The sequence below is a fragment of the Nonomuraea turkmeniaca genome (assembly GCF_005889735.1).
Lineage (GTDB): Bacteria > Actinomycetota > Actinomycetes > Streptosporangiales > Streptosporangiaceae > Nonomuraea > Nonomuraea turkmeniaca.
Window position 1 is genome coordinate 1 of sequence record NZ_VCKY01000305.1, and the last position, 11085, is coordinate 11085.

At 71.6% G+C, this 11085-nt stretch carries 9 protein-coding genes; 4 read left to right on the top strand and 5 right to left on the bottom strand.

The window, feature by feature from the left end:
- The first annotated feature begins 91 nt into the window (after window positions 1-91).
- The gene (locus tag ETD86_RS48400) at window positions 92-604 is read left to right on the top strand and encodes a flavin reductase family protein (RefSeq protein ID WP_138673366.1); all 513 of its coding nucleotides are present in this window, start codon (window positions 92-94) and stop codon (window positions 602-604) included.
- 121 nt (window positions 605-725) lie between these two features.
- Here the strand turns inward: ETD86_RS48400 and ETD86_RS48405 are convergent, their stop codons facing one another.
- On the bottom strand, window positions 726-1622 hold the full coding sequence (locus ETD86_RS48405) for a TauD/TfdA dioxygenase family protein (RefSeq protein ID WP_138673367.1): 897 nt from the start codon (window positions 1620-1622) through the stop codon (window positions 726-728).
- A gap of 253 nt (window positions 1623-1875) precedes the next feature.
- Between ETD86_RS48405 and ETD86_RS48410 the strand changes: the two genes are divergently transcribed.
- Window positions 1876-2937, top strand: a complete 1062-nt coding sequence (locus tag ETD86_RS48410) for an aldo/keto reductase (RefSeq protein ID WP_138673368.1) — start codon at window positions 1876-1878, stop codon at window positions 2935-2937.
- A gap of 45 nt (window positions 2938-2982) precedes the next feature.
- Window positions 2983-3576, top strand: coding sequence for a dihydrofolate reductase family protein (locus ETD86_RS48415; protein WP_138673369.1), 594 nt, complete (start codon window positions 2983-2985; stop codon window positions 3574-3576).
- Here ETD86_RS48415 and ETD86_RS48420 read toward each other — a convergent pair.
- Window positions 3569-4852 carry an ArsB/NhaD family transporter gene (locus ETD86_RS48420; protein ID WP_138673370.1) on the bottom strand — a complete coding sequence of 428 codons (1284 nt, stop codon included), beginning with the start codon at window positions 4850-4852 and terminating at the stop codon, window positions 3569-3571. The genes ETD86_RS48415 and ETD86_RS48420 overlap by 8 nt on opposite strands.
- A 193-nt stretch (window positions 4853-5045) precedes the next feature.
- On the opposite strand from ETD86_RS48420, the gene ETD86_RS48425 reads away from it, so the two are divergent.
- Complete coding sequence (locus ETD86_RS48425) at window positions 5046-5588, top strand: hypothetical protein (RefSeq protein WP_138673371.1); 543 nt, start codon at window positions 5046-5048, stop codon at window positions 5586-5588.
- Here the strand turns inward: ETD86_RS48425 and ETD86_RS48430 are convergent, their stop codons facing one another.
- From ETD86_RS48430 to ETD86_RS48440, 3 genes are all read right to left on the bottom strand, one after another.
- Window positions 5589-6626, bottom strand: a complete 1038-nt coding sequence (locus ETD86_RS48430; protein ID WP_138673372.1) for a LacI family DNA-binding transcriptional regulator — start codon at window positions 6624-6626, stop codon at window positions 5589-5591.
- Between the two features lie 116 nt (window positions 6627-6742).
- Complete coding sequence (locus ETD86_RS48435; protein WP_138673373.1) at window positions 6743-8218, bottom strand: SLC13 family permease; 1476 nt, start codon at window positions 8216-8218, stop codon at window positions 6743-6745.
- Window positions 8219-8244: 26 nt separating this feature from the next.
- A partial coding sequence (locus tag ETD86_RS48440) for an FAD-binding and (Fe-S)-binding domain-containing protein (protein WP_211370791.1) occupies window positions 8245-11085 on the bottom strand: 2841 nt, incomplete at its 5' end.

Genomic DNA, 11085 nt, shown 5'->3' on the forward strand with positions numbered 1-11085 from the left:
TGCCTTCTCCTGTGAGGAACTCTCTCGTGACCGTGCCACCACTGACATCCGCCCGCCTCACCCACCGCGCGCCCAGGACGGAGGGGCCCGCATGACCGACACGCTTCCCGACCGCGCCGTGGCGTCCGACCAGTTCAGGCAGGCGCTCGCCGTCCACGCCAGCGGAGTCGTCGTGATCACCGCGCAGTGCGACGGCGCCCCCGTGGGCCTCACCGCCGCCTCGTTCTCCTCCGTCAGCCTCGAACCGCCCCTGGTCTCCTTCTACGTGGACCGTTCCTCGACCACCTGGCCCTGGCTGCGCGCCGCCGATCACTTCGCGGTCAACATCCTGGCCAGTGACCAGGCCGAGCTGGCGGCGCGGTTCGCCCGCAAGGGGATCGACCGGTTCGCCGAGCCCACCCGCTGGCGGGCCGGCCCGCTGGGCGCGCCGCTGCTGCAGGACGTGTCCGCGCACCTGCTCTGCTTGCCGTACGAGACGGCGGACGTCGGCGACCACGTGCTGGTCGTGGGCCTTGTGGCCGAAGCCGCCGTGCACGGCCCCGGCCGCCCGCTCCTCTACCACCAGGGCCGCTTCGGCCGTTTCCTGGCCCACCCCGAATCCTGACCCACGGACGTGTGACCGGCCGAGCGTTGACGCGCTCGGCCGGCTGCCAAGCCAGGCGAGGCGAAGGCCGGAACGGCCCCGGCCACGTCGTTGGGGCCGGGGCCGTCATGGCGGGGGGAGGTCAGGCGGCCAGCGGTGAGTACGCGGCGGCGTCACCCGCCAGCGCCACGCTGGGCCGCCCGTCCACGCCGACCGGCACGTCGCCCGCGATCGTGACCCGGTGCAGGCGGCGCGGACGGCCGCCGAAGTCGTGCACCACCCGGTGCTGGGTGGCCCGGTTGTCCCAGACCGCCACGTCACCGGGGGCCCAGCGCCAGCGCACCGTGTTCTCCACCTCGGTGACGTGCTCCTGGATCAGCCGGATGAGCGCGGCCGACGTGGACCCGGACAGGCCGGCGAGGCGCTTGGCGAAGTCGCCCAGCAGGATCGAGCGCTCCCCGGTCTCGGGGTGTACGCGCACCACCGGGTGCTCGGTCTCGAACGCCGTGGACGCGAACACCTTGGCGTGCTCGCGTGCCGTGTCGTCGGCGCCGGCGAGCCGGGCGTAGTCGTACTGGTTGGTGTGCACGGCCCGCAGCCGGTCGAGCAGGTCACGCAGCTCGGCCGGCAGATACTCGTACGCCGTCACCGTGTTGGTCCACAGCGTGTCGCCGCCCGCCTCCGGCACGGTCACGGCGCGCAGCACCGAGGCCAGCGGCGGCCGGTCCACGAACGTCACGTCGGTGTGCCAGCGGTCCACTTTCTGGCCACTGCGGTAGTCGAGGTCGAGGATGTGGGCGTTGCCGTCGAGGGCGGGCACGGTCGGGTGCGCCGCGGTGGGCTCGCCGAGCAGGGCGGCGAAGGCCACCTGGCTCTGCTCGTCGAGGTGCTCCTGGCCGCGGAAGAAGATCACCTTGTGCTGGAGCAGGGCGAGGCGGATCTCCGCGACCACGCCGGCGGGCAGGTCGCCGCCGAGCCGCACGCCGGTGATCTGGGCGCCTATGCGGCCGGCGACAGGGGCGATGGACAGGGATGACATGGGTTCGTTCCTTCCGATAGTGGGCTGGCCTGAGGTCGGAAGGGGGGACAGAGCGCGCTGGCCACGCGGCAGAAGTCCACGTGACCCCGGATCGTCAGAGCCGTGGTCGTCACGCTCTCCAACGTAGATCGAGCACGCTCACAAAGTCAACATAATGAGTAGGGAATGCATGAAATCTTAATAGCACGAAAATCCCGTTAGTGCGCTACCCTCTTAACGGGAATGTTGATCCGTTAAGAGAAATGGATAGGTCATGGAATATCGGCAGTTGGGGGCGTCCGGGCTCAAGGTCCCAGCGCTGAGCTTCGGAGCCGGGACGTTCGGCGGCAAGGGCGAGCTGTTCGGCGCGTGGGGCAACACCGACGTGGCGGAGGCCAGGCGGCTGGTGGACATCGCGCTCGACGCGGGCGTCACCCTGTTCGACACCGCCGACGTCTACTCCGACGGCGCCTCGGAGGAGGTGCTCGGCCAGGCGATCAAGGGCCGGCGGGACCGCGTCCTCATCTCCACCAAGGCCGGGCTGCCCACGGGTGACGGCCCGGACGAGGCGGGCACCTCGCGGCCCCGGCTGATCCAGGCGGTGGACGGCGCGCTGCGCCGCCTCGGCGCCGACCACATCGACCTGTTCCAGTTGCACGCCTTCGACGCCGCCACCCCGATCGAGGAGGTGCTGTCCACGCTCGGCGACCTCGTCCGGGCCGGCAAGCTCCGCTACGTCGGGGTGTCCAACTTCTCCGGCTGGCACCTGATGAAGTCGCTCGCGACCGCCGAACGGTACGGCTACCCGCGGTACGTGGCCCACCAGGTCTACTACTCCCTGGTCGGCCGCGACTACGAGTGGGAGCTGATGCCGCTCGGCCTCGACCAGGGCGTCGGCGCCCTCGTGTGGAGCCCGCTCGGATGGGGCCGCCTCACCGGCAGGATTCGGCGCGGCCGCCCGCTCCCGGAGGGCAGCCGGCTGCACCGGACCGCCGCCTACGGCCCGCCGGTGGACGACGAGCGCCTGTACACGGTGGTCGACGTCCTCGACGAGATCGCCAAGGAGACCGGCAGGACGATCCCGCAGATCGCGTTGAACTGGCTGCTCCGGCGGCCGACCGTGGCCTCCGTCATCGTCGGCGCCCGCAACGAGGAACAACTGCGCGAGAACCTGGGCGCCACCGGGTGGAGCCTCACCCGCGACCAGATCGCCAGGCTCGACGCCGCCAGCGCCACCACGGCCGCGTACCCCTACTACCCGTACCGGAGCCAGGAGGGCTTCGCCCGCCTGAACCCGCCCATCGAATCGCGGATCCCTGTCGATTCCGCGCCCTGACGTTCGTGTAGGCGGTGAAGAGACGACAGAGAAAGAGGTACGACCATGGGCAAGGTCATCGTCATCGAGCACCTGACGCTGGACGGCGTGATGCAGGCGCCCGGGCACCCCGACGAGGACCCGCGCGACGGCTTCGCGCACGGCGGCTGGGCGACCAGGGCGCAGGACCCGGCCATGCAGGAGGCGATGGGCGCACGTATGTCGAGCGCGTGGTCCCTGCTGGTGGGCCGCACCACGTACGAGCGCTTCGCCGATTACTGGCCACGGCAGGCGCCGAACCCGTTCACCGACGCGCTGAACCGGGTCCGCAAGTACGTGGCGTCCACGACGCTGACCGAGCCCTTGCCCTGGCAGAACTCCGCCCTCCTCAAGGGCGACGCCGCCGACGCCGTGGCCGGGCTCAAGGAGGAGGTCGCGGAGAACCTGGTGGTGTTCGGCAGCGGGGTGCTCGTCAGGTCGCTGCTGGCGGCCGGCCTGGTCGACGAGCTCCTCCTGCTGATCCACCCGCTGACGCTGGGCTCCGGCCGCCGGCTGTTCCCCGGCACCGGGACGGGCCTGGCCGCGTACCGGCTGGCGGACTCCGCCACGACCGGCACCGGCGTGCTGATCGCCGCGTACCGGCCGGCCGGACTCACGTGAGGTAGCGGAACCACAGGTACGGCGCGACCAGGGTGACGGTGACCGCCGTGACGATCAGGCCGTACTTGGTGAACTGCCAGAAGCTGATCGGGGTGCCGTTGCGGGCCGCGATGCCGAGCACCACGACGTTGGCCGCGGCCCCGACCGCCGTGGCGTTGCCGCCCAGGTCGGCGCCGAAGGCCAGCGCCCACCACAACACGTCGTGGCCGCCGTTCGCCTCGGCGAGCGTCGCCACGATGGGGCTCATCGTGGCGACGTACGGGATGTTGTCCACGATGGCCGACAGCACGGCCGAGGCGCCGAGCAGCCCCATCGTGGCCAGCTCCAGCCGCCCCGCGGTCGCCGCGACCGCGGCCTCGGACAGCGCGCCGATGACCCCGGTCTCGACCAGGGCGCCGACCATGACGAACAGCCCGGCGAAGAACACCAGCGTGGGCCACTCCACCTCGGCGATGGCCTGCTCGGTGCGTACCTTCGTCACCGCCACCAGCACCCCCGCGCCCAGCAGCGCCACCACCGAAGGCTCGTAGTGCAGCACTGGGTGCAGCACGAACGCCGCCATCACCAGCGCCAGCACGGCCAGCGACTGCCGCAGCAGCCGCCGGTCGGCGATGGCCTCCCGCTCGTCCAGCGACATGATCTCCTGAGCGCGGTCCGGGTCGTACCGGAACGACCGCCCGAACATGAACCAGCACAGCCCGACGAACACCGCCATCAGGACGACCACCATCGGCGCCATGTGGAGGAGGAAGTCGTTGAAGGTCAGCCCGGCGCGGCTGGCGATGATGATGTTCGGCGGGTCGCCGACCAGCGTGGCCGCGCCGCCGATGTTGGACGCCATCGCCTCGGCGATCAGGAACGGCGCGGCGGGCAGCGCCAGCCGCTCGCACACGAGGAACGTCACCGGCGCGATCAGCAGCACCGTCGTCACGTTGTCCAGCAGCGCCGACGCGCCGGCGGTGATGAGCACCAGCAGCACCATCAGCCGGAACGGCCGCCCCCTGGCCCGCTTGGCGGCCCAGATGGCCAGATACTCGAAGACGCCGGTCTCCTTCAGCACGCCGACGATGACCATCATGCCGAGCAGCAGGAAGATGACGTTCCAGTCGATGCCCGTGTGCTCGGAGAAGAACGCCTGATCCGCGCCGGTGGCGTGGATCAGCAGCATGATCCCCGCCCCGCCCAGCGCGGCCGCGACCCGGTGGACCTTCTCGGTGGCGATCAGCGTGTACGCGGCCAGAAAGACCGCCACGCTCACCCAGGACAGGACGCTCACGGCGTGATCATCGAAACGTGGAGGAGCACGGTGTGCACGAAGGCGATCCTTCCGGGCATAACGGATGCAATCGCCGACCAGACTTCCCGGCACACCTGCCACAAACGTATCAAGACCCGTCCCGACCGCGTCAATGCGCCGGCGACAGCGCGACCGTTGAAGGTAACCGCCGCGCCCGTGACATCATGGCGCGATGGGGTTCGGGGTGCGCCAGTTCGAGCTGGCTCTGATGCATCGCATGCGCGACCTGGACGCCGCGAGGGTCGAGGACGCGCTCGAGGACATGGGCGCCACCCGTGCCGAGCTCCGCGCCGCGCACACCCAATGGACGGCAATGGCCCACTCGGTCAGGGCGCCGAAAGGGCGGGCCATGTTCCGGACGGTGCTCGGCCCGCCCGCGTACGAAGGCGTGCACCAGGTCGGCAGCCTGATGTGCGACGTTGCCCGCTGGAGTCTGCCCTCCTGGCCTGACCTGCAGTTCGAGGTGCTGCTCGGCCCGGGGGGCGAGGTGTGGAACCAGTGGTTCGTACGCCCGGGCGGCGCCAAACCGTTGTCGTTCGCGGACCTGGTCGCCTGGAGCTGCGTCGTCGCCGACATCGGCGACGCGTTCCCCGGGGCCTCGCACATCGAGGGCTCGGCCCCGCATCACTGGACGGTCGGCTTCACCCACGAGGGCACCCCCTACCACGCCCGCTTCGTCTACGGCCTCTTCCAGCGCCTCGACCGCGCGGTCTGATCAGTGAGCGGCTTTCGCCGCTTTCCTGGAGGTCCGCAGCAGGGCGGTGGAGGAGCGTTCCACCAGCTCAGGCTGGAAGATGACGTGACGGTGCTGGTGGCCGGACGGCCCGTCGGCCTCCTCGAGCACCATCATGGCGGCGGTGTGGCCGATCTGCTCACGCGGCTGCCGGATGGACGACAGCGGCACCGCGGCCGCCGCCGCGAAGTCGATGTCGTCGTAGCCGAGGATCGCCACGTCGTCGGGAACCCGCAGGCCCCGCAACGTCAGCTCCTGCAGCACGCCCAGCGCGACCAGGTCGTTGCCGCAGAAGACCGCGGTGGGCCGCGCCGGCCGGGGCAGCTCGGCGATCTCCTGGCCCGCCGTGCGCCCCGTGGCGACGTTGAGGTCGGGCAGCGGGATCAGGGTCAGCTGCTCGGCCGGGGTGAGCACGCTCGCCAGTCCGTCGCGGCGATCCTCCACCTGCCGGACGGTGAACGGCCCCCCGGCGAAGGCGATGTGGCGGTGCCCCCGCTCGCGCAGATGAAGCCCGGCGAGGCGGCCGCCGAGCACGTCGTCCACCGCGACCACGCACCCGTGGCCGACCCGCGAGGAGTTGTCGAACAGCACCACCGGGATGCCGCGGGAGAGCAGCCGGTCCAGCCGTTCCTGCTGGCCGCGGTCGTTCACGGGGGTGATGAGCACGCCAAGGGGACGCTGCTCCTCCAGCATCTCCAGCAGCCTCGCCTCGCGGTCGGCGTCCTTGCTGCTGTTGAACACCATCACGGAGAGGCCGACGCGCTGCGCGGCGGCCTCCACACCACTGAGCACGTCGATGAAGAACGGGTTGGCCAGGTCGAGCGCCACCACGGCGATGGCCCGGCTGCGCCCCGCCCGCAACTGGCGGGCGGAGCCGTTGCGCACGTAGCCGAGCTGCGCGATCGCGCCCAGCACGCGCTGCCGGGTCTCAGGCGCCACCATGTCGGGCCGGTTGAGCACGTTGCTCACGGTGCCGACGGAGACCCCGGCGATCCGGGCGACCTCTTTGATGCTCGACATCGTTCCTCGTCTGGTGCGCGGAGCACGAGAGACGTGCACCGGGACCATCATGATCGTAGCGCATGGGATCCCGACTGCTGTGAAACGATTTTACGCGATGAGTCCAGGGTCCGGCGCTAGCCGAGCCAGCCGGGGACGACCAGGACGGCCCAGGCCGCGAGCGGGCCCACCACCACGATCACCGCGCCGTAGGCGAGCAGCCGGCGGTAGAACACGTCCCGCTCCATGCCCCTGACGTTGGCCACGAGCAGCGCGCCCGTCGTGGAGAACGGGCTGACGTCCACGATGGCCGACGACACCGACAGCGCCGCGATCATCGCGATCGGTCCCAGCGTGCCCGTCCCGAGCAGCGGCACGGCCAGCGGCACCAGTGCGCCCAGGATGCCCACGGTCGAGGCGAAGGCCGACACGACGCCGCCGACGTAGCAGATCAGCAGCGCTACCAGCAGCGGGATGCCGATCGCGGCCACGGACGTGCCGACGTAGTCGACGGTGCCGATCTCCTGCAGCACGCCGACGTACGTGACGACGCCGCAGATCAGCAGCACGGTCGGCCAGGCCACCCGCTCCACGGCGCCCTTGTTCGCCTTGGGGGAGGCCAGCGAGAGGATGACCGCGACGGTGACGGCGGTGAGGCCGACGTCGAGCTTGAACACCAGCACGGCCAGGCAGAGCCCGACGATGCCGGCCAGCGTCAGCGCCTGGTGCGGCGTGAGCCGCAGCCCGCCACCGGCGCCGGTGCCCGCAGTGCCGGAGTCGGGCTCGGCGGTTGCGCGGGTGCCGGGTTCGGCCGTCGTGGTGCCGGTGGCGTGCGCCGCCCCGCTGGCCGGAGCCGCTGCGGAAGCCGGGGCGGCGCCGCCGGCATCAGGTGCGCTGCCGGGTTCGCGCACGGTGTCGGAGACGGGCACGGGGTCAGAGGCGGGCGCGGTTCCGGAGGCGGGCGCGGTTTCGGAGGCGGGTGCGCCGGGCACCGCCACGGCGCCTCGCCGTACCAAATGGGGGCCGCCGAAGATGAAGAAGACGACCAGTGCGGCGGCGGCGTTGAACGCGAAGCTGGACAGGAACAGCACCACGTTGTCACTGGGCAGGTTCGCGTCGCTGGTCACGCCGTTGACGATGCCGCCCAGCACGCTGATCGGCGAGAACGCACCCGCTTGCGTCCCGTGCGCGACCATGAGTCCGATGAGCAGCGGATGGATCTTGTAGTCGGCCGCGAACCCGAACGCGATGGGCGCCAGGATCGCCGCCACCGCGGGAGCCGGCGCCCCCACGGCCGTGAGCAGCGCCGAGATGGCGAACACCACCAGCGGGATGGCCGCGATCCGCCCCCGCACCAGGTGCACGGCGGCGCGGACCAGCCAATCGACCGTCCCGTTGTTGGTGGCGATCGCGAACAGCAGCGTCACCCCGACGAGGATCACGAACAGGCTGCCGGGGAAGGCGTCCAGGATGGCGTCGGTCTCCATGCCCGCGGCCAGCGTGCCGACGAGGAACGCGCCGACGAGGGCCAGCGCACCCAGATTCACCGGGAAGAGGGTGGCCACCACGAACATGACGATCAGGGCGAGAATGGACAGGAGCTCTGCGGACAACTGCGTACTCCGATCTCCCCCGTACGTTATGGACGGCCGATCACCTGATGGAGGAGCTCGACCGGGTGGCGCGCCCGGCGGCCCGCGCCGTGCGCGATCTGCTGGCGGCACGACACCCCCGTGGCCGCGAGCAGCGTGCCGGACGAGGACGCGGCGATCGCCGGGAAGAGCCGGAGCGCGCCGATCCTCATGGACAGGTCGTAGTGCTCGCTCTCGAAGCCGAACGAGCCGGCCATCCCACAGCAGCCGGCGTCGATCTCTTCCACCTCCGCTCCCGGGATCCTGGACAGCAGCGCTCGCGTGGCATCGGTGCCGACGACCGCCTTCTCGTGGCAGTGGCCGTGCAGGAGGATCTTCCGCCCGCGCAGCCCGTCGCCCGGCACCAGCGAGCCGTCGTCGATCGCCGCCACGAGCAGCTCGGGGACGAGCCTGGCGCGGGCCGCCACCGCCGCCACCCGGGGGTCGCCGGGCAGCAGCGCGCGGTACTCGTCCTTCAGCGTCAGCAGGCAGGACGGTTCCAGCCCGACGATGGGCGCGTCCGAGGCGGACAGCCGGTCGACCATCGCCTCGGCCATCGACCTGGCGCGGTCGAGCAGGCCCTTGGAGATGCTGGAACGGCCGCAGCAGCCGCCCGCGGCGAGCTGTACCCGATAGCCGGCGCGCTCCAGCAACTCGACGGCGGCCCGCCCGACACCGGGCTCGGTGTAGGTGGTGAAGGAGTCCGCGAGCAGGATCACCTCCTTCGGCCCCGCCGACGGAGGCCGGCGCGCGTGCCAGCGGAGCAGGCTGTCGCGCCGGAAGCGGGGGAGGGGCCGCCGCCGGCTCAGGCCGAGCGGGCCGCGCAGGGGGCCGGCCAGCCAGTTCGACAGCGGGGCGGTGGCCGAGCCCAGGCGGTTGAGCGTCCTGATCGCCCCGAACAGCCGGGCCCGGAGAGGAACGCCGTGCTGCCGCTGGTACTGGTGCAGGAACTCGCTCTTCAGCGCCGCCATGTCCACGCCCAGCGGGCACTCCGACTGGCAGGCCTTGCACTCCAGGCACAGGTCGAGGATGCCGTGCAGCCGCTCGTCGCCCATCGACCGGCGCGGGTCGGCCGAGGACAGCGCCTTGACCAGGGCGTTCGCGCGGCCACGGGTGGAGTGCTCCTCCTCGCGGGTGGCCATGTACGACGGGCACATGACGCCGGTGTCGTCCTTGCGGCACACGCCGACGTTCATGCACCGGTCGGCGGCGGCGTGCATGCCATCGGCGAAGGCGAGTGTCGTGCGCAGGGGGCGCGGCTCCGGCCGGCCCGGGTCGCGCAGGTGGTCGGTCATCGGCGGCGCGTCCACGATCTTGCCGGGGTTCAGCAGCCCGTGCGGGTCGAAGACGCGCTTGACCTGCCGCATGGCCTCGTAGATCTCGTCGCCGAACAGCCGCCGGTTGAACTCCGAGCGGGCCAGCCCGTCGCCGTGCTCGCTGGAGTTCACGCCGCCGTGCCGGGCGGCCAGCTCGGCGATCTCCTCGGCGACCGCCCGCATCCGGCCGATCTCGCCGGGCGCGCGCAGGTCCACGAACGGGCGGATGTGCAGGCAGCCGACCGAGCAGTGGCCGTAGAACCCGGCCTGCAGGCCGTGCCCGTCGAGGATGCGGGCGAACTCCTCGACGTACGGCAGCAGCCGCTCCGGCGGGACGGCCGTGTCCTCGACGAACGCCAGCGGCCTGCGGCTGCCCACGCTGGAGGCCATCAGCAGGCCGAGCCCCGCCTTGCGCACCTTGAGCACGGCCGCCTGGTCGCGCTCGGTCGTCGCCTTGAGCGTGTGGTAGCCGTGTGCGTTCGCCTTCCACGTGGTGGCCAGCTTGTCCAGCCGGTCGGCCACCTCGGCCGGGGTGTCGCCGAAGAACTCGACGAACAGCAGCGCCTCCGGGTCGCCCTCGAGGATGCCGCCGAGCCCCGCGTAGTCCACCCGCTGCCGGGACAGGGCGAGGATGGCCTTGTCGATGAGCTCGACCGAGGCGGCGTCGAAGGCCAGGGCGTCGGCGGTGGCGGCGATCGCGGCCGGCGTGGAGGTGAAGTGGCCGACGGCGATGGCTTTGGCCCGCGGCCGGTCCACCAGCGCCACCGTGGCCTCGGTCACCACGGCCAGCGTGCCCTCCGACCCGACGATCAGCTTGGTGAGGTCCACGCCGGCGGCACCGGCCACGCCGGTCACGCCGGCGGCGGCCCGCCCGTCGCCTGCGGCGCGGTCCAGGCGGTAACCACCCGAGTGCCGCCAGAAACGCGGGAACCCCGTCAGATCCAGCCCGCCCAGAATCTCCGCCACCGCCGCCTTCAACCGGGCGTCGGTGGCCAGGTCGGGCATGGTGGCGTCGGCGAGCACCACGTGCAGCGCCTCCACGTGATCGATCGTGGAGCCGTACCGGACCGAATGGCTGCCGGCCGAGTTGTTGCCGATCATCCCGCCGATCGTGGCCCGGTTGCTGGTCGAGGTGTCCGGCCCGAACATCAGCCCGTGCTTGCTCGCCGCCCGGTTGAGCTGGTCCTGCACGACGCCCGGCTGCACCCGCGCGGTCCTGCCGTCGATCTCCAGGATGCGGTTCATGTGCCGGGAGAAGTCGACGATCACCGCCGCTCCCACCGTCTGCCCGGCCAGGCTGGTGCCCGCGCCGCGCGGCAGCACCGGCACCTCCAGCTCGCCGCACGCCGCCATCAGCGCCTGTACGTCGCCGGCGTCCCTGGGGAAGGCGACGGCGAGCGGCTCGATGGCGTACATGCTGGCGTCGGAGGAGTAGAGGTGCCTGGTGTAGGGGTCGTCCCTGACGTCACCGCCGATCAGCGGCGACAACTTCCCGGCCAGGCTCATCCGGCCCCCTCCAGGTACGCCAGCATG